The sequence below is a fragment of the Bacillus sp. AL-1R genome (genome assembly GCF_052180195.1).
Taxonomy (GTDB): Bacteria; Bacillota; Bacilli; order Bacillales; family Bacillaceae_G; genus Gottfriedia.
Genome location: NZ_CP197469.1, coordinates 966,451 through 985,775, shown reverse-complemented (window position 1 = coordinate 985,775; position 19,325 = coordinate 966,451). Strand labels below are relative to the sequence as shown.

Sequence of the window (19,325 nt, the reverse complement as noted above, 5' to 3'; positions counted from 1 at the left end):
ACAATTTTAATTTGGGGGAATTTTTAATTTTTTATATAAAAATTAGAGAATGACATACTCGTTGATTAATTGTTATAATCTTCTAATTTAACTAAATTTTCATATATATTTACCAAATAAAAACATTAAAAACCTTTTTGTAATAAAAAAAAGAGATACGAATGCATCTCCTTTTTTAATGAACTTATATACTCTTAATCTCAATAAAATGTGTTTCCGGCCTAGCACTCAATCTAAGCGGTAAAGACGTCGTACCATATCCATTACTGATTAATTGAGTAATCCCCTCATATACATGCGTTTTCCCTTTCTCATAAGGACCATATCCGAAAATCCTAATCTGTCCACCATGCGTATGACCGCTTAAAACAAGAGATACCCCATGTTCCATCTCTAATAACTTCAAAATCCTCGGATTATGACTAACTAACAACTTAAATGCATTCTGTTTTACATCTTGAAAGGCAAGGTCAAGGTCTACCTCTCCAGTTTTCAAATCATCTACTCCAATTAATGCCCATTCTTTTTGTAAATGATTAACCATTACAGATGAGTTTTTCAATACAACTACATTCCATTTAGTAAAAATAGCCTCAATATCCTTCTTTTCAATTTCATTATCATTATTTCCCCACACAAAGTAGACCGGGCCAAGAGAACTTAGCTTACGAATATTTTGTTCGATTCTTTCAAGAGGCACTCCCTTTTCTAATAAATCACCGCCAATGATGACAAGATCAACTTGATTAGTCATTCTACTTATAATAGAAGAATGTATTTTTCTTCTATGAATATCTGAAATAAAAAATAGTCTAATTGGCTTTTCAAGTGGCGTATTTGAAAAAGAAAATTCATGTTTTCTTACTATATTTAAATGAGCCTCTCTAAACATATAAACCAACAATAGTAAACCTAGTAATATAAAAATGAAAAAAATAGTAACCATATTGCCCTCCCATTTCCAGCTTTGGAATGCAATGCTGCTTAGCTTTTCTATAAAAGAATGTCCTTAATAATTCTCGCAGGATTACCTCCAACGACTACATTGTCAGGAACATCTTTTGTTACAACAGCACCAGAAGCGATCACAACATTATGTCCAATCTTTACTCCTGGATTTATAATCGCTCTTCCACCAATCCAGACATTATCTCCAATTGTAACTGGTTTACCGAATTCAGCTCCACTTGCCCTCTCAATTGGATCAAGTGGATGTGTAGCGGTATAAATATGTACACCGGGCGCCATAAAACAATTTACCCCAATATAAACCGGACAAACATCCAAGATGACACAATCAAAATTAGCATAAAAATTTTCACCAACATGAATATTGTATCCATAATCACAACGAAATGTCGGTTCTATATACAAAACTTCACCCGTCGAACCAAATAATTGTTTTAATAGACTTACTCTTTTACTATTTTCAGTTTCAAGCGTTAAATTAAATTCACGCGTCAAACGTCGAGCATTCATTCTCTCCTCAACTAATTGATCATCCCCTGCCAAATACATCTCACCATTTATCATTTTTTCCTTCTCGCTCACATTAGCTCTCCTTTAAAAATTCATTTACCTAATCTTTTCCGGCTTTTCCTGCCTTTTTCATGTTAAAGTATTTAAAAAACAAACAAAAAATTGATAGGAGGTATTTCATTGGATTTAACGATTTACTTGTCGTTTATAGGTGTATCTTTATTACTAATAATAGCACCTGGACCTGATAATATTTTTGTTATGGCACAAAGTATTTCATATGGTAAAAAAGAAGGCATTGCAACCGCATGTGGCCTTTGTTCAGGTGTTACAATTCATACTCTTGCTGCTTCAATTGGATTATCTGCCATCCTATATAAATCAGATGTTGCTTTTTCAATTTTAAAATACTTAGGTGCTTTTTATTTATTATACTTAGCTTACCAAGCATTTCGTTCGAGTAATGAAGTAGGTTCATTCACAAGGCCTAAAAAACAAACTTTACCCGCTTTATATCGTCGCGGATTTTTAATGAATGTATTAAATCCAAAGGTGTCTTTATTCTTCCTAGCATTTTTACCTCAATTTATAGACAAAGGCGGTATAGCAGTTCCCATACAAATGATTGTTTTAGGTTTAACTTTTATGGTATTAACGCTCATTGTATTTTCAATTATAGCGATTTTTGCAGGCAGCTTGGGTGAAAAATTGTTACAAAATAAGAAATCTTCTAAAATTATCAATCTAGCACAAGGGGTAATTTTTACAGGTATTGGATTAAAATTATTTTTTATGGATCGATAAAGTTTTTTTAGTGGTCTTGAACAGAAAAATGAGTACTGTGACTAGTACTCATTTTAGAATTTTTTTATTTGTACCCCATCAAACTCCTGTTTCTTCAGCACCCAATGTTTTTATAAGATTTTCAACTCTCCTGATTTAATCATACCCGCTTGTTTTAAGAATATGTACACGATATATGAAACGATTCCAGGTACTAATACATATGTAACAATCATCGGTATAATAACTGCACTTTTGTATGTAGCTAATAAATTCATTGGTGCAACTAATGCGCATAACCCTAAGCCTGCAATTTCTTTTGGTGCTTGAATATGAAATAAGAAAGCTGATACCGGACCTGCCACGGCACTTGCAACTATGGTTGGTATTAGTATTCTAATATTCCTAGTTACATTTGGTAGCTGTAGTTTTGGTGTGATAATTAATAAACCAAGGATACTTCCTGGATCATTCTCGCGTGCAGAGATTACAGCTAATCCAACAAATTGCGCTGCACATCCCGCTAATGCAGCTCCTCCCGCTATTCCATCTAAATTCAAAGCAATTGCTAAGGCAGCAGAAGAAGCTGGAGAAACAATTAAAATTCCCCAAACGACTGCTAATACAATAGAAGCAATAATAGGCGAACCTTCCGTCGAGCCTTTAATAAAATTCCCAACCGCTATTAAGATTGGAGAAATCCATTTTGATAAATACAATCCAACTAAACCTGAAATTAAAATGGCACATAAAGGCACAAGCATTAAATCTAGTTTCGTTTTACCTTGAACAGCTTTTCCAATCAGGATGGCAACCAGTGCTGCTAATAATGCTCCTACTGGTTCCCCCATTTTAATGGTCATTACCGTATCTACCATCAATAATGCACCAGAACCGATTATTGCAGCGGACATTGCAGAAAAAATGATTAACGTACTTGAACCTAATAATACAGCTATCCCTGCGCCAATTGCTGGTGTCATTAATAATTTAGTTGAAAATCCGATCGTTATTAAAGATTCAAAATGAAATATTTTCCCAATACTCTCAAGTAAAGAACCGATACCGATCATGACGAAAACAGCATGTGCTATACCTTCTGATGCTCTAAATACTTTGCTTTTTTCTTGCGTGCTCATATCATACCTACCTTTTTTTAGTAACTACTTCTAGTATTTGCATAATGAATAGAAAATTATTAATAAATAGAAGCACAAAAAAACGTCCAAAGAATTGGACGTTTTCAACTAGAAAATTATACCATATTTATTGAAAAGCTTAAACACTCTTCTGCTTTTGTAATTTGTTTCCAAACCTCATTTGTGGAAGTTCCACCTTCACTAATTCTTGCTTCCATAACTGTTTTTGGATTTAATGTAAAATAAATATCTTCTTCAAACACATCATTAATTCCCTTAAATTCTTCTAGGCTTAATTCCCCAAGAAATTTATGATTCTCTATAGCATATAGAACCGTTTTTCCAACGATTTCATGTGCTTGTCGGAATGGGATATTTTTTCGAACTAAGTAATCTGCAAGGTCAGTAGCGTTTGAATAATCATTTTTAACAGCTTCATACATACGTTTTTCGTTTACTTTCATTGTATCGATTATTCCTGAAAGTAACTGTAGTGCACCTACAACAGTATAAACAGTATCAAACATACCTTCTTTATCTTCTTGCATGTCCTTGTTATACGCTAAAGGTAGCCCTTTTAAAACTGTTAATAACCCGATTAAGCTGCCATAAACTCTCCCTGTTTTACCTCGAAGTAGTTCTGGAACATCTGGATTTTTTTTCTGTGGCATAATACTAGAGCCGGTACAAAAAGCATCGTCTAATTCAATAAACTGAAATTCTTGACTAGACCAAATGACAAATTCCTCGGATAGTCTAGAAATATGTGTCATCAGTAATGACGAATCAGCAAGGAACTCTACGATAAAATCACGATCGCTTACTGCATCTAAACTATTATGATAAATATCTCTAAAACCAAGTAATTCAGCGGTACGGTAACGGTTAATTGGAAAGGTAGTACCAGCTAATGCACCTGCACCTAATGGTGAAATATCCACTCGTTTTAAACTATCTTTGAATCGGCTTTTGTCACGCTCAAGCATCCAAAAATACGCAAGTAAATGATGTGCAAAAGAAACAGGCTGCGCTCTTTGTAAATGCGTGTACCCTGGCATAATTGTATCAACATGCTTTTTTGCTTGCGTAACGATTTTATTTTGAACTTCTTCAATTAAATCAATAATGGATGACGTATTATTTTTTAAGAAAAGGTGCATATCCGTTGCTACTTGATCATTTCGACTTCGCCCTGTATGTAGCTTTCCTCCTACAGGACCGATTTCTTCAATTAACAAGCTTTCGATATTCATATGAATATCTTCATTTTCAACACTAAATTGAACCTCATTTTTCTCGACTTTTTTTAATATTTTATTTAAACCTTCTATTATTAGTTCAGCTTCATTGATTGCAATTATGCCACATTCTCCAAGCATCGTTGCATGTGCAATACTACCAGCTATATCTTCCTTAGCCATTATTTGATCAAATTCAATAGATGCTGTAAATTCTTCCACTAATTGGTTAGTCTCCTTCGTAAAACGTCCGCCCCAAAGTTTTGACATAGTTGCCTCCTTAATCCACCTTATATTTTATTTACTTAAAACTTCATTTTTCTGTGTAACTTCGCTATATACCTTTGTTGGTAATCCCCATAGTTTAATAAAACCTACAGCTGCATTATGATCAAATAAATCACCTTTTGAATAAGTTGCAAGCTCTTCATTATATAGACTAGTTTCAGATTTTCTACCTACTACTGTATGAGTGCCTTTGAATAATTTCACACGAACAATCCCACTTACTGTTTCTTGTGTTGTATTTACAAATGCATCTAAAGCACTCATTAAAGGTGAATACCACAATCCATCGTAAAGCATTTTTGAAAATTGTTGTTCAATACTTACTTTAAAATTTGTCACCTCACGAGGTAATGTAAGGAACTCTAATTCTTTATGCGCATTAATTAAGATTACCGCTGCCGGATTTTCATATACTTCACGTGATTTGATACCTACTAATCTATTTTCAATATGATCAATTCTTCCAACTCCGTGCTTTCCACCAAGAACATTTAATTGTTCAATTAGTTGAACTAGATCAATAGGCTGACCGTTTAAGCTAATCGGTACACCTTTTGAAAATTCTATTTCAATATACTCAGGAACATCTGGAGTATTTTCAATTGCATTCGTCCAATCAAAAGCTTCTTCAGGTGCTTCATTCCACGGATTCTCTAATACACCTGCTTCACAAGCTCTTCCCCAAATATTTGCATCAATTGAAAACGGATTATCTAGATCGACCGGAATTGGAACTCCATTATCATTTGCGTACTGTATTTCCTCATCACGAGTCATGCCCCATTCACGAACAGGTGCAACTACTTTAAGATTTGGATTCAAGGCCATGACTGAAACTTCAAAACGAACTTGATCATTTCCTTTTCCAGTACAACCATGTGCAACTGCAACCGCACCTTCTTGTTTTGCTACATCGACTAATAATTTTGCGATTAAAGGTCTTGATAAAGCAGATGATAGTGGGTACTTTCCTTCATATAGTGCATTTGCTTTTAGTGCTGGAACAATATATTCATTTGCAAATAAGTCCTTTACATTAATCATATATGACTTAATTGCTCCTAAATTTAACGCCTTTTGACGAACAGCTTCAACATCTTTTCCTTCACCTAGATCAAGACAAAGTGCAATCACATCGTAGTTATATTTCTCCTGTAACCATTTAATACAAACGGATGTATCTAAACCACCTGAATATGCTAAAACAATTTTCTCATTTCCCATGTCATTACCCCCGATTAAATTATTAAAAAAAATAGTAGATTTTTAGAATTATAAATTACCCATTAATGCAACTAGAATCGCTTTTTGAGCATGAAGTCGATTTTCTGCTTCATCAAATACTACCGAATGCTTACCATCAATAACTGAAGCCGTTACTTCTTCCCCTCTATGTGCAGGTAAACAGTGCAAGAATAAATAATCTTCTTTTGCATTTTCTAATAAGTGATCATTTACTTGATACGGGCTGAAATCTTTTAAACGAATTTCAGTTTCTTTCTCTTGCCCCATACTGGTCCAAACATCCGTTATCACAACATCAGCTCTACTTACACCATCTACAGGATTATTCACTACCTCAATAACACTACCAGTTGTTTTTGCAACATGCTTCATCGATTGAAGTACAACTTTATTTGGCTCATACCCAACGGGACATGCAATCGTTAAATAAACGCCTAGTTTAGCTGCACCTTCAATTAAAGAATGACAGATGTTATTATTTCCATCTCCTACATAAGCAATCTTTAAACCTTTTAATCTACCTTTATGTTCAAGGATTGTTAAGAAATCAGCCATGATTTGTGCAGGATGGTGCAGATCTGTTAGCCCATTAATAACTGGAATTGACGAGTGTTCAGCAAACTCGGTCACCATCTCATGAGTATTTGCTCGAATCATCACCCCATCTACATAACGAGAAAATACTTTCGATGTATCATGAACAGTTTCACCTCTACCAAGCTGTAAATCTTTACTGCTCATAAAGATTGCATGACCACCTAATTGCATCATCGCAATTTCAAATGATAGTCTCGTTCTCGTAGAATTCTTTTCAAAAATCATCCCTAGTACTTTGTCTTTTAAATAAGGATGTGCCTCATTCGCTTTTTGCATATTTTTCATCTCTAATGATTTTTCAAGTAAAAATAACAATTCACTTGATGAAAATTCACTTATAGAAAGAAAATTTTTCCCTTTAAAATCTGACCATTTTACAGAGCTAAAATTTCCTTTTGTAACATTCCCTTTTGTCTTTTGAATATAACCATTTTTCTTTACATGGTTTTCTTTCAATACTTTACTCATAAATCCATCCCCTTTTTTTAGAAGCATCAGATTCTTATATAATGAATGATTATACACATATATAAATAATTATACAATTGGTTTTTTAGTTTTTTTCGTTAGATTTTTATAAAAAATTTTAACGGGTCATCAAAACCCTTACAAACACTTGATTCACGCTAGAAAACAAGACAAAAAAATAAGGTACAATAAAAAACAGGTGAACTAACCAATCCTATCCAATGATTGGTTAATACACCTGTATTAATATTTATTCATTTACCAAGAAATGACTTTAACATCCAAAGCATCTTTTCGATTTCAGCAATTTTACCTAGAAATAAGTCAGCTGTTTCTTGGTCATCACTTTCTTCTGCTACCGAGATTACATCACGCGATTCTTGTACAATTTTTTCATAGTCTTTAATCAAATCAGATACCATTTCTTCTGCAGAAAACGTATGATTACCTTCTTTGATCGTAGCCGTTTCTAGGTATTCACGAAGTGTTGCAATTGGTTTTGCACCAATTGTTAAAATACGTTCTCCTAATTCGTCTACCATTACTTTTGCATCATCATAATACAATTCAAATTTTTCATGTAAAGTAAAGAAATTAGGTCCTTTTACATACCAATGATAGTTATGTAATTTTACATACAACACATTCCAATTTGCCAGTTGTTGATTTAATAGACTTTCTAAATTTGCCAACTTCATTCACACTCCAATTTCTTTGTTAACATACAAAGAAATTTTTCCCAAAAAGTGTGTGGTCTATTCTATTTTTCCCATGATTGTTCAATAGTAGTTCGAAAAAGTTCGCTTAAGTACTCAATATTCACCTTGTTTGATTCTTTAATCCCCTTCACATACTCTTCGAAAATCTGAATATTATTTTCAATAAATTGATTTAATGCTTTTTTTCTAGGCTCTAAATCTAATTCTTCACCTTGTTTTTTTCGGATTAATAACTTCTCTACTTCTTCTAAAAAATCTTGTTCTAACCCTTCCATCTTTAAGAGTTCATCAAACAAAACCGGTGGGATTTCATTATATTTTTGGATCCACATACAAGCTAAAATTGGCCTTAATACATAAAAATACTTTTTAATCTTAACTTCTTCCCCTTGTAAATAATCACGGTAATTCCCTTTGGCCATATGGAGATAATGGTAAATACACGCCTTTTTAGAAAGAATTTCATTACCGATTTTTCTTAAAACGACTGAAATCGTTAAATCATCATAATAAACAATTGGAGATCTTAACCATTCTAATAAGGCCGGGTTTGATTTTGCAAAAAGATTAAGAGCCTTTTTTAAGTCCCACCCACTTAAGTCGAGTAAATCATTGATTGGATATTCAATTACATCACGTTTTTGGTCAATGCTTAAATACCAATCTTTGCGATGAACATAGACAAAACGGACATCATAATCGCTGTCTTTAGATGGAAATCCCCATGCTCTACTACCGGACTCAACTGCAAATAGTATTTTTACGTCATGTTCATTTTCGATTTGCTTTAGTTTTTCTTTAATGACGTCTTGCATAATAATCCCCCTTACAATTAGTGATCACGTGCTATAGTATAATTATATTATTCGATAGGATGTGGCTTAATTGGAAAACTTTATTTATGTTTTAAAACCAGTTCGATCAACCTTTTTACATGATTCAACACAAGAAGAAAGAAATATTGTATCGGAGCATTTTCATTATTTACAGAACTTAAATAAAGAAAAGAAAGTATCTTTAGCAGGAAGAACCGAACAAGCTGAATTTGGTATTGTCATCTTAAAAACAGAGAGCTTACAACATGCAAAGGAAATCATGGAAAATGATCCAGCTGTTAAAAAGAATGTCATGACGGCTGAATTATATCCATTTTTAATTGCACTAGATTGAATACAAAAAGTGCATCGAAATTAACTGATTCAATCCATTCTCGATGCACTTTTTATTATTATTTACTTGAAATTAAAAAATATCTTTTCTAATTCCTTTAACGAAGTAGCTTTCTTAGCTACTTCAGACTTTTCTTGATAGAAACGAATATTACTAAAACGATGTAGTAATAAATAGGCCATTAATTCTTTTTGTAAGTCCTGATTTAATTCGTTATTCGTATAGCCATAGCTCTCTAGAAAAATTTTATTTAGTCCTTCAATTGGATAAAACATAAACGCTATTGGCCCAAGTAAATCATATTTTGCGTTTCCTACAAAGCAATCAGCAAAATCAATTAAACCAGTAAACCTCCACATGCCATCAACTTTATTCATGATTAAATTAAATGGTGTATATTCTCCTGTTAATAACACGATTTGTTCTTTTCGTTGCAATATTTCATCATCTACATAGCTTGTTAATTGGGTAAATATTTCATCATTCATTCCGTTGTTTTTATGATGATTTTCTACTTGCATGAATTGATTCGTAATAAATTGATTCCATTGATCATAATCAGTTTGTTTCGTTGAGATCGTTGCGTCATGGATTTCTCTTATTAATTTTCCTAAATCAAACGCAATTTGCTTTTTTTCCTCAAAAGACAGCTCATCAAATAGATCAATTAAAAGAGTCCCCTTTAGTTCACTCATTATTAAATAGCTCCAGCCTTCAAATTGACCAGTTGAAATTAATTTAGGGACATCAACGGAATAAGTTCTGCCATTTAAAAACTCAAGAACTTGCTTCTCCTTTATAAACTCTTCATTCACATAAGAAGGATATAATTTAATGACAATTTCACCATCTATACTAAAAACAATATTTCCACCGTACGAAAATCGAGTAAGCTTCTCAAAATCTATCTTTTCAAGCTCACAAATTTTACGAATCTTACCTTCCCAAAAACAGTTTTTCTCGCGCATTATTTTATATTTTTCTTTTGTTATTTTATAAAGATAAGTCATCCATTCTACCTCAATTATTACATTTTTTTTGTATTATTTTTCCTTCTACACAGAAAGATTTTGATTTAATACCACTCTTTTTTTTAATATTTAGTACAAATAAAGTTGCGACTATACAAAAGATACCTGCTGCAATAAAGATTGATTGGTAGGCATTTAACCAAGAATAAACTAAACCGCCACCATATGCTGCTGCCCCAGCACCTAATTGATGGGCAGTATAAATCCATCCATAAATTACGCCTACCTTCTCTTTTCCAAAATGATCTGTTGCTAGTTTAATAGTTGGAGGAACTGTAGCAATCCAATCCATTCCATAGAAAATGGCAAAAGCACTTAAATAAATTAGTGAATTAGTCGATAGAGCAAAAGGAAGAATAAGTAATGATAAACCTCTTAAACCATAATACCAAAATAATAACCAACGATTATCAAAGCGATCGGAAATATATCCGGATAAAGTCGTTCCAATCATATTAAATATTCCCATGAACGCTAAAATACTAGCAGCCGTCACCTCTTTATATCCATAATCGATACAAAGTGAAATAAAATGAGTACCGATTAAACCACTAGTTGAAAACCCGCAAACGAAGAAACTCCCAGCTAATAACCAAAAAACTTTCGATTTAGCACCTAATTTTAACCCATCAAAAGCCGCCTTCACTGGATTAACATTATTCGCGTGCTTCTTATTACTTTTTTCTGCTCCTAATGGTAAAACGCCAACGTCTGCTGGATCATTTTTCATGAAAATCCATAGTAATACATAAATGAAAACACCAAAAGAAAATATAGTTAAAACGGCATTTCTCCATGAATAATGATCAACGATATATGCCATAAGTGGCAAGAAAACAAGTTGACCTGCTGCTGAACTAGAAGTTAAAAGGCCTAGTGCTAAACCACGCTTTTTTTCAAACCATGTTGTTGCTACGTACGCATTTAACACCGTCAAAAATGCCCCCGCACTAAATCCAATAATGATTCCCCAAATGATAAATAAATGCCAAATTTGCGACATGATTGTTGTTAGTAAGATAGCTGTTAATAAGGTTCCCATACCTACTAGCAATACTTTTCGAACACTAAACTTTTGATATAGACCTGCAATAAATGGACCAGAGAATCCAACAAGCGTTATACAAATCGCAAACGCACCAGAGATTGATGCCCTACTCCAACCGAATTCCTTTTCAAAAGGAATCATCATCACTCCAGACATCGTATTTGTTACAGCAGCAATTATGACGGATAAGAACGTAACAATTAAAATAATCCAAGCATAGTGCATTTTTCCACTTTTCAATCAATCTCCTCCTTCATTATTAGACCATTATTATTCTCTCATTTATTAACATCTTTTTAAGCTGATCTACACTATTTACAATTGCATTCACTCCTGCATCAGTTAATTCCAATTCACTTCCATAACCGTAAGTTACTCCAATCGAGTCAATTTTAGCGGCCTTTGCACCAATTACATCATGAAATCGATCCCCAACCATTACCGAATCTTCCTTAGAAAGATCCTTATTCAGTTCAAAAATATACTCGATGATCTCGCCTTTATTAATTCTTGTACCGTTTAGTTCACTTCCAACAATTTGAATAAAAAACTCATCCAGTTGGAAGTGACTCAATATTTCCATTGCGAATTTCGTTGGTTTAGAAGTTGCTACATATAATCTTTTTTTCCCTTTTTGTAAATCGATTAGAAGTTCACGTATCCCAACATATACATTATTTTCAATCATACCACCCTGCGAAAAGTATTCGCGATAAAAACGAACTGCGTTTAATACTTTCTTTTCATTAAGTTGGCAAATTTCAGAAAATGATTGCTGAATCGGTGGCCCAATAAATTTTAAAAGCTCTGCTTCTAATGGAATAGCTAGATTCATTTTCTGTAATGCATACTTCACCGAATTCAATATCCCTACTTTTGGGTCTGTCAATGTACCATCTAAATCGAACAAAATTGTATGATAAGTCATTATTTTACCCCTCCATCATTCTGACTCCACAAAAAAGCGTTAGCATTTTTTTGCTAACGCAAATTGATTCATTTACTTTTTCCATTCTTTTTTCAACATACTATAAACAGCTATATCATAAAATTTTTCCCTAATTTGCTGTGCCTCTCTTTGGACACCTTCTTGTTTAAAATGTAAACGTTCTGGAATTGCCCTACTCTTCTGATTTTCAACAGCTGCTCTAATCACAATTCGATTAAGATTAAGTTCATCATAACAATATGATACTAACCCTTCTACGGCACGCGTCATTATTCCTTTACCTTGCTGGTGTTCACTCAACCAATAGCCTATTTCAGTTGTTTGATTCGACCAGTCTATATAATGTAATCCTAACATACCTACAAGTTCATTTTTATAAAAAATGCCCGTTTCAAAACCATTATTATCTGCAAATTTTTGTAACCACATAGGTATAATTGATTTTTGATAATCCTCAATCAATGGAATATTTTCAGCCCAAACCAACCATTCTTTTAATGAGTTTTGATTTTCCTTCAGCACCTCTACTAATGCTTGGGCATAGTTCGGTGTTAATAAATTGATTGATAAATCCTCACTTAATTGAACCTTAAACATAGCCATCCTCCTTTTTTTACATAGACATTAATCATAAATAGCTAATTACATTTCTTCAGATTTAGGAGAAGTATTGTAACCAGTACTAATTTCTGCTTTTATATTAATCTACTTTATTTCTCTATCGACTGTACTAAATCCTCTGACTTTCTAAAAAAAATTTCCTCCTACAATGTTGATCCATTGTTTATTAGTTGTTTTTTATGGGAAGAAGTTTTCCAATTACTTGCCTAATTCACTAGTTACATAGTATATTTTTTCACAAGGAAACGTAAAAACTTCTTAAAATAAAAAACAAACTTGAGGTAATTTCATGCAAAACTGGATTATTGAAACAATGGATACATATGGTTATTTAGGTATCTTTTTATTAATTGCATTAGAAAACATATTTCCTCCAATTCCTTCCGAAGTAATTTTGACGTTTGGTGGGTTCATGACGACAGAAACTTCACTATCTAAAATGGGCGTTATTTTCTTTTCAACTTCAGGATCAGTAATTGGGGCAATCATACTTTTTTGGATAGGTACTTTACTAGATATTAAAACGTTAGAAAAAATCGTAGACCGCTGGGGGCATTTTTTACGGTTAACTAAAAAGGATGTCCATAAAGCGGACGAATGGTTTTCAAAATACGGTGTTTGGACAGTCTTTTTCTGTAGACTAATTCCGTTAATACGTAGTTTAATTTCTATACCAGCTGGAATGGCCCGAATGAATTTTTGGATCTTTTTGTTATTTACAACTTTAGGCTCATTAATATGGAATACAATTTTAGTTTTAATAGGTGCATCAGTCGGTTCATCATGGGAAACGATCGTTGAGTATATGGATGTGTATTCAAGTATTATTTATGGAATTTTAGCGATTGGATTGATCGTTTTTATTTTCCTTTTTATCAAAAAAAGAAAACGCTCTGCTTAAACAAAAAAAACTCAGACTAATTACGTTTAGTCTGAGTTTTTAGCTTTATTTCAGTCTTAGTACCCTCATCGAATTCAATACTGCTAATACAGTAACACCAACATCTGAAATTACTGCTTCCCACATTGTAGCGATTCCGATTACACCTAGTAATAGGAAAAATCCTTTCACCGCTAAAGCAAAAAAGATGTTTTGCCATACAATTTGTCTTGTACGTTTAGCGATTTTAATTGCATCAACAATTTTTGAAGGTTCATCCGACATTAATACAACATCAGCAGCTTCGATCGCTGCATCGGAACCAATTCCTCCCATTGCAATCCCTATATCAGCTCGTGCTAAAACTGGTGCATCATTCATACCGTCCCCAACAAATGCAATTTTTTCCTTCGATGATTTTATTTTTTCGATCAATTCAAGCTTTTCTACTTTCTGATGTGGAAGAAGCTCTGAATAAATATTATCTATTCCTAATTCTTTACCAATCGATTTCGCAACTAAGTTCGAATCACCGGTTAACATAATCGTCTTTTTAATTCCAACTTTTTTAAGCTCAAGTATAGCTTTTTTTGCATCATCTTTTAGTTGATCTGCAATGACAATTGATCCGATAAATTGCTTATTTTTTGCTAAATAAACCGTTGTGCCCACTTCTTTCGTTGGTTCATATAAAATAGACTGACTTTCCATTAATCTTGAATTGCCTACTAACAGTACTTCTCCATTAATCGTAACACTAATACCATGCCCTGCGATTTCCGTATAGTTAGATAGTTTTGCTTCGACAATTTCTTTACCATACTTTTGACGAATTGATAATGCGATTGGGTGGTTAGAATAAAACTCTCCGTACGCAGCTAATTCTAGTAGCTCCTCTTTCGAATGACCATTTGTAGGTATAATTGAGCTAACTTGGAATTGCCCTTTCGTCAACGTTCCAGTTTTATCAAACACAATATATTTCAAATCATTTAATGCTTCTAAATAGTTACTTCCTTTTACTAATACTCCCGATTTTGATGCTGCTCCGATTCCTCCAAAAAATCCTAAAGGAATTGAAACAACTAGAGCACATGGACAAGAAATAACTAGGAAAATTAATGCTCGATATACCCAATCATATAATGTCTCACCTGGAATAATCATTGGTGGGATGATCGCAATAATCGCTGCTGTAATGACAACAATAGGTGTATAAACCTTTGCAAACTTTGTGATAAAATTTTCAGTAGGTGCCTTTTTATTTGTTGCATTTTGAACAAGCTCTAATATTTTTGAGACTGTCGATTCGTTAAATTCTTTTGTGACTTCAATTTCGAGTAAACCTTGAACATTAATAAATCCACTTAATACTTCGTCACCTTCAACGATTTCTCTTGGTAATGACTCACCCGTTAATGCAGACGTATCAACACTTGAAAATCCACTTTTTACAATCCCATCCAACGGAACCCTTTCCCCAGGTTTCACGATAATTAGATCACCAATTTGAATCTTTTCAGGAGATACTTGCTTTATTTTGTCACCCTTTTTTAAATTAGCAAAATCAGGTCGTATATCCATTAATTTCGAAATCGAATTCCGTGATCGATTTACTGCAATACTTTGGAACAATTCACCTAGCTGATAAAAAAGCATGACTGCAACAGCTTCGGGGTACTCTCCAATAATAAACGCACCTATTGTAGCTACTCCCATTAGAAAATTCTCATCAAATACTTGCCCTCTAAAAATATTTCGAATCGCTTTTATAACAACATCAGCACCAGCTATTAAATAGGCAGCTATAAAAATAAGCAATTGATAGAACGGCGGTACATTAAGAAATTGAGCTAAAATTAATAAAGCAGTACCGATCCCTAATTTGACAATAAGTTTCTTCGTTTCATTACTCATACCCTGTTTCTCTTGTTCATGTTTTGTATCCATTTTTGAAACAGGTTTAATATGCGGTTCTAATACACGAATTTTATCTTTAGCGTTCTCGATAACTGATTCTTTTTGTTCCTCACTCGTCGTAATTGTCATTGTTAAAGTTGCAAAATTTACTGAACATGCATCAACGCCTTCAAGTGTGGAAACTCCTTTTTCAATCTTCATTGCACAATTAGCACAATCAAGACCTTCTAATTTTAATTCACTATTTACTTGCCTCTGCCCCCTACCCAACAAACTCAACTCCTCTCAAGAAACACTTAATTTAATCCTCTAAAATATGTTCTAATGCTTGATTGAAAATTTGCGTAACATGGTCATCTGCTAACGAATAATAAACTACTTTACCTTCTTTACGATTTTTTACTAAATGCGCTTGTTTTAATACACGTAACTGATGTGATATAGATGATTGAGTCATTTCTAATAAATAAGCTAAATCACATACACACATCTCAGATTGACTGAGTGCATGCAATATTCTCGTTCTAGTTTTATCTCCAAGAACTTTAAAAAGTTCTGCTACTCCTGTCAGTGTTTCAATATTTAACATACTTTCCTTTACAGAAAGAATTATATCCTCATGCATAACTGTTTGTTGACAAGCTTCATCACAAACTTCATCGACCTTCTTTTTTTCTTCGATCATTAAATGTCCTCCTATGAATACATGAACAATCATTCATATGTTTTCTATACATCTATTATATGAGTGAATGTTCATATGTGTCAAAATAATATTTGTAAAATTTAATTAAGAAAGAATTAGTAATACATAAATTATTTAAGAATGATCGAAGACTAAAAAAGTCAGACAGTTACTAGAAATTCTTAAGTAACTGTCTGACTTTTTATTTGATATCCCCTGATTAACCTATACACCCTGTCCTTTTGGCAACGGAGTATTTGTTGGCTTGGCATATCCATCTTTATATTTATTATCAATGTATTTTCGAATTTCTAACGGCGTTTTTCCTTCTTGCTGTAATTTCGCTGATTCAACTGCAATCTCCATACAGTTCACACATGTAGTTGCATGACTATCCCACACGATTGAACCGTCTTCTCTTTCCTCATGAATAAAGCAGTCTAAATTACTTTTATGACCTACACTTTCACCGCATCCACAATAACATGGAATATTTTTAAGTAGATCAGCATGTCGTGCTGCCACCATATATATTTGTTGAATTTGTTGTTCTTTTTCACCTAAAAACTTCGGCAAAGTTTCATTATTAATTGTTTGTTCTCTAATATCACTTGTTTGAATATGTTCAGCATGATTTTCGTGGTTATTCGTAGTAGTATTCTTTTCAGCTTGTTGATGACTACATCCTGTAAATAACATGGAAATTGTTAAAGCTGAAAGGACATTATAAATTGTTTTTCGTTTCATCATTTCCTCCAATATATACACGTTAATCTTATTTTAATCATTATTGGAGTGGAAAACAACGCATAACACCATCAACTAAATACTGAATCAATTAACATTTGTAGCAAGCTTGTAAATAAAAAGAAAAATCTAATCAAAAAACCAGCCCACACAAAACGTCTATATTTTCCCCAACGTTCTTGGTTATCATTACGTTTGCAAATCCACATTAAAATCCAGGCCCCAAGTGGTAAAATTGGTATTTCAATTCGGTATTGATTAAAGTTTAGATTTATACTAAAAACAAATAAACCGATAAGCATTGCAAGAATAGCCTTCCATACTTCTGGTTTCAATTCATTTGTCCGATAGATCCAAAATAGTAAAATTCCAAGAGTAATATAATTTACTAGCGTAATAATAATAGCAGAAACATAGTGAAATTCGTTAAATTGGATATTAACGTCCATTTGATTCTCCTTTTAGATCATTGAATGGTTTCTAATATTTATGCCAGTCTTAACGATAATATTTGGTTAATTTACTATTTTCATCATCAATTGCATCTAAAATTAAATAGAATCCTATATTCTCGAGGATTTTTACTGAATAGATGTTTTTTTTCTCAATAAAAAAGTCACCTATTACAAATAGGTGATCTATCAAATTAACAAATACATGTTTTTTTCTTAACGCCAAGTTTACCTTTTGCTTCAACCTTTTCAATATAATCTGTAGCAAGAGGTACTTTACATGCTGTATTGCCAACGTTTACTTGGACCTTTCCGACTTTTTGAGCGACCATCGTGGCCTCAACAGTTAGACTTGGGACAAAACTTCCTACAGCAATTACAAACCCATTCATCGTATAGCGAACTCTATTTTTTGAAGTATGTATATTCATTTCAATATAATTAAGTAATTTACGAACTTCTTCTTTATCAATCTCTTCATCTGGTGCAATTGATAAATAATGACTATAAGTACTCCATCCACAAGTTTCAATTAATTCTTCATCTGAATTCATCCACTCTTTAGCTAACTCGATTGCATACTGGCTCTCTGCGGCAACTGCACTTACAATGCTTTCAGCAATCATAAACCACTGAGCTTCTTTTGCCCAATTTTGAAGCTGTTCTTTTGTCATTAATTTTGGATTAATTGATAAACCGGCTAAATACATCGCATCTGAATTTCCAGTACTATAAAGTGCCAAAGCTAAATCTTGATCTTTTTTTACATATTTAACAAGCTTTTTCATATCACCAATTCTGACCCCAAAAAAAGGTTCCTTGGCACCATGACGCATAAATGTTTTTTTTGTTTGTTCCGTACCCATTTCCTCTAATGATTTCATAACTTCTTCTAATGTCATCATCTTCTCCCCCTTTATAAAAGGTTTGTTCCTTAACATCGTTGTCTAAAATGTATCGTATCATACATATTAAGGAAGGAAAGTATAGAATGAACTATTTTTTTCTGTTCGTTATACTATTTAGTTTTACACTCTCAGCTTGTTCAAAAAACCAGATTATACATGAGTTTCACCTAAATAAATCAGCGGTTACAGCTGCAAGAAATGAAGACTGGTCTTACACAGGTAAAACTGGACCTAATTATTGGGGTTCAATCAATAAAGAATATGCACTATGTTCAAATGGTAAGCAACAATCTCCAGTTAATATTGATCAAACAAAGAAAAAATCACTACCTTTAGGAATAAACTATCATAATGATCTTTTTAAAATAGAAAAATCACAATACACGCTAAATTTTATTCCAATTAATCACTCCAACTCAATTAATTTAAATGGAATAAACTATACATTACAACAATTTCATTTCCATACTCCAAGTGAACATACGATAAATGGAAAACGGAGTGATTTAGAGATTCATTTTATAAATGAAAGTAAACAAAAATCGATAATTACGATCGGAGTAGTTGTTGAAAGTGGTAGATTAAATAAAGAATTTCAAAAAATCCTTCATACAAATCCTATAGATGACGATTTCGTGGGGAAAGTTGTTAAACTAAATTTGCAATCCTTTATTCCGTATACTAGTAAAAAATTTTCGTACACTGGCTCTTTTACAACACCTCCATGTACTGAAGGAATTAAATGGATCATCTATAATAAACCGATACAATTTTCCGAAGAACAAATCCAAACTTATCAAAATTATTTCAATCCAAATAGCCGCCCTGTTCAGCCATTAAATGGTAGAGATTTGTTTGAATCTTGGTAAACGTAACTAGTTGGTCGAGGGACAATAAATGTTCATTTCAACACCATAAAAAAAGTTATCCTTCATAAACGGATAACTTTTTTAAAAAA

21 protein-coding genes are annotated in these 19,325 nt (G+C 32.9%); 4 read left to right on the top strand and 17 right to left on the bottom strand.

The genetic code is table 11. From position 1 onward, the window contains the following. Positions 1 to 184 precede the first annotated feature (184 nt). Both ACSBO6_RS04605 and ACSBO6_RS04600 read right to left on the bottom strand, forming a co-directional pair. Positions 185 to 946 (bottom strand): metallophosphoesterase, encoded by a 762-nt coding sequence (locus ACSBO6_RS04605; RefSeq protein WP_098845745.1) that lies wholly within the window; start codon positions 944 to 946, stop codon positions 185 to 187. 47 nt (positions 947 to 993) lie between these two features. Further along, positions 994 to 1,533, bottom strand: a complete 540-nt coding sequence (locus ACSBO6_RS04600) for a maltose acetyltransferase domain-containing protein (protein ID WP_098845783.1) — start codon at positions 1,531 to 1,533, stop codon at positions 994 to 996. Between the two features lie 126 nt (positions 1,534 to 1,659). Here ACSBO6_RS04600 and ACSBO6_RS04595 point away from each other — a divergent pair, with 126 nt between their 5' ends. Further along, entirely contained in the window at positions 1,660 to 2,283 is a 624-nt protein-coding gene (locus tag ACSBO6_RS04595; protein ID WP_098845746.1) for a LysE family translocator, read from the top strand. Between the two features lie 110 nt (positions 2,284 to 2,393). Here ACSBO6_RS04595 and ACSBO6_RS04590 read toward each other — a convergent pair whose 3' ends face one another. The 6 genes from ACSBO6_RS04590 to ACSBO6_RS04565 all read right to left on the bottom strand — a co-directional run bounded on the left by ACSBO6_RS04590 (position 2,394) and on the right by ACSBO6_RS04565 (position 8,771). After that, a complete protein-coding gene (locus ACSBO6_RS04590) occupies positions 2,394 to 3,401 on the bottom strand; it encodes a PTS sugar transporter subunit IIC (protein WP_098845747.1) in 1,008 nt (335 codons plus the stop codon). A gap of 116 nt (positions 3,402 to 3,517) precedes the next feature. After that, a complete protein-coding gene (gene argH / locus ACSBO6_RS04585; RefSeq protein ID WP_498844235.1) occupies positions 3,518 to 4,909 on the bottom strand; it encodes an argininosuccinate lyase in 1,392 nt (463 codons plus the stop codon). A gap of 27 nt (positions 4,910 to 4,936) precedes the next feature. Next, entirely contained in the window at positions 4,937 to 6,151 is a 1,215-nt protein-coding gene (locus tag ACSBO6_RS04580; RefSeq protein ID WP_498844234.1) for an argininosuccinate synthase, read from the bottom strand. A 48-nt stretch (positions 6,152 to 6,199) separates the two neighbouring features. Continuing rightward, entirely contained in the window at positions 6,200 to 7,237 is a 1,038-nt protein-coding gene (argF, locus tag ACSBO6_RS04575) for an ornithine carbamoyltransferase (RefSeq protein WP_098845750.1), read from the bottom strand. 254 nt (positions 7,238 to 7,491) lie between these two features. Continuing rightward, positions 7,492 to 7,935 carry a Dps family protein gene (locus ACSBO6_RS04570; RefSeq protein WP_498844233.1) on the bottom strand — a complete coding sequence of 148 codons (444 nt, stop codon included), beginning with the start codon at positions 7,933 to 7,935 and terminating at the stop codon, positions 7,492 to 7,494. Positions 7,936 to 7,997: 62 nt separating this feature from the next. Next, positions 7,998 to 8,771 carry a nucleotidyltransferase domain-containing protein gene (locus ACSBO6_RS04565; RefSeq protein WP_098845752.1) on the bottom strand — a complete coding sequence of 258 codons (774 nt, stop codon included), beginning with the start codon at positions 8,769 to 8,771 and terminating at the stop codon, positions 7,998 to 8,000. A gap of 70 nt (positions 8,772 to 8,841) precedes the next feature. On the opposite strand from ACSBO6_RS04565, the gene ACSBO6_RS04560 reads away from it, so the two are divergent. Continuing rightward, positions 8,842 to 9,126 (top strand): YciI family protein, encoded by a 285-nt coding sequence (locus tag ACSBO6_RS04560; protein WP_098845753.1) that lies wholly within the window; start codon positions 8,842 to 8,844, stop codon positions 9,124 to 9,126. Positions 9,127 to 9,188: 62 nt separating this feature from the next. Here the strand turns inward: ACSBO6_RS04560 and ACSBO6_RS04555 are convergent, their stop codons facing one another. The 4 genes from ACSBO6_RS04555 to ACSBO6_RS04540 form a co-directional block, all read right to left on the bottom strand. Then, complete coding sequence (locus tag ACSBO6_RS04555) at positions 9,189 to 10,136, bottom strand: aminoglycoside phosphotransferase family protein (RefSeq protein ID WP_498844232.1); 948 nt, start codon at positions 10,134 to 10,136, stop codon at positions 9,189 to 9,191. 10 nt (positions 10,137 to 10,146) lie between these two features. Next, on the bottom strand, positions 10,147 to 11,445 hold the full coding sequence (locus ACSBO6_RS04550) for an MFS transporter (RefSeq protein ID WP_498844231.1): 1,299 nt from the start codon (positions 11,443 to 11,445) through the stop codon (positions 10,147 to 10,149). A gap of 19 nt (positions 11,446 to 11,464) precedes the next feature. Beyond that, on the bottom strand, positions 11,465 to 12,133 hold the full coding sequence (locus tag ACSBO6_RS04545; protein WP_498844230.1) for an HAD family hydrolase: 669 nt from the start codon (positions 12,131 to 12,133) through the stop codon (positions 11,465 to 11,467). 72 nt (positions 12,134 to 12,205) lie between these two features. Continuing rightward, positions 12,206 to 12,751: a GNAT family N-acetyltransferase gene (locus tag ACSBO6_RS04540; RefSeq protein WP_180232896.1), complete on the bottom strand. Its 546-nt coding sequence runs from the start codon at positions 12,749 to 12,751 to the stop codon at positions 12,206 to 12,208. A 313-nt stretch (positions 12,752 to 13,064) separates the two neighbouring features. Here ACSBO6_RS04540 and ACSBO6_RS04535 point away from each other — a divergent pair, with 313 nt between their 5' ends. Next, positions 13,065 to 13,676: a DedA family protein gene (locus tag ACSBO6_RS04535; RefSeq protein WP_098845757.1), complete on the top strand. Its 612-nt coding sequence runs from the start codon at positions 13,065 to 13,067 to the stop codon at positions 13,674 to 13,676. 45 nt (positions 13,677 to 13,721) lie between these two features. Here the strand turns inward: ACSBO6_RS04535 and ACSBO6_RS04530 are convergent, their stop codons facing one another. From ACSBO6_RS04530 to ACSBO6_RS04510, 5 genes are all read right to left on the bottom strand, one after another. Then, positions 13,722 to 15,776 carry a heavy metal translocating P-type ATPase gene (locus ACSBO6_RS04530; RefSeq protein WP_483295177.1) on the bottom strand — a complete coding sequence of 685 codons (2,055 nt, stop codon included), beginning with the start codon at positions 15,774 to 15,776 and terminating at the stop codon, positions 13,722 to 13,724. 100 nt (positions 15,777 to 15,876) lie between these two features. Next, positions 15,877 to 16,260, bottom strand: coding sequence for an ArsR/SmtB family transcription factor (locus tag ACSBO6_RS04525; RefSeq protein ID WP_056471958.1), 384 nt, complete (start codon positions 16,258 to 16,260; stop codon positions 15,877 to 15,879). Between the two features lie 225 nt (positions 16,261 to 16,485). Then, a complete protein-coding gene (locus ACSBO6_RS04520; protein ID WP_483295178.1) occupies positions 16,486 to 16,959 on the bottom strand; it encodes a PCYCGC motif-containing (lipo)protein in 474 nt (157 codons plus the stop codon). 119 nt (positions 16,960 to 17,078) lie between these two features. Beyond that, positions 17,079 to 17,456 (bottom strand): hypothetical protein, encoded by a 378-nt coding sequence (locus ACSBO6_RS04515; protein WP_098845760.1) that lies wholly within the window; start codon positions 17,454 to 17,456, stop codon positions 17,079 to 17,081. A 197-nt stretch (positions 17,457 to 17,653) separates the two neighbouring features. Next, positions 17,654 to 18,361: a DNA alkylation repair protein gene (locus ACSBO6_RS04510; protein WP_098845761.1), complete on the bottom strand. Its 708-nt coding sequence runs from the start codon at positions 18,359 to 18,361 to the stop codon at positions 17,654 to 17,656. A gap of 89 nt (positions 18,362 to 18,450) precedes the next feature. Between ACSBO6_RS04510 and ACSBO6_RS04505 the strand changes: the two genes are divergently transcribed. Continuing rightward, positions 18,451 to 19,236: a carbonic anhydrase gene (locus ACSBO6_RS04505; RefSeq protein ID WP_498844229.1), complete on the top strand. Its 786-nt coding sequence runs from the start codon at positions 18,451 to 18,453 to the stop codon at positions 19,234 to 19,236. Positions 19,237 to 19,325: the final 89 nt, after the last annotated feature.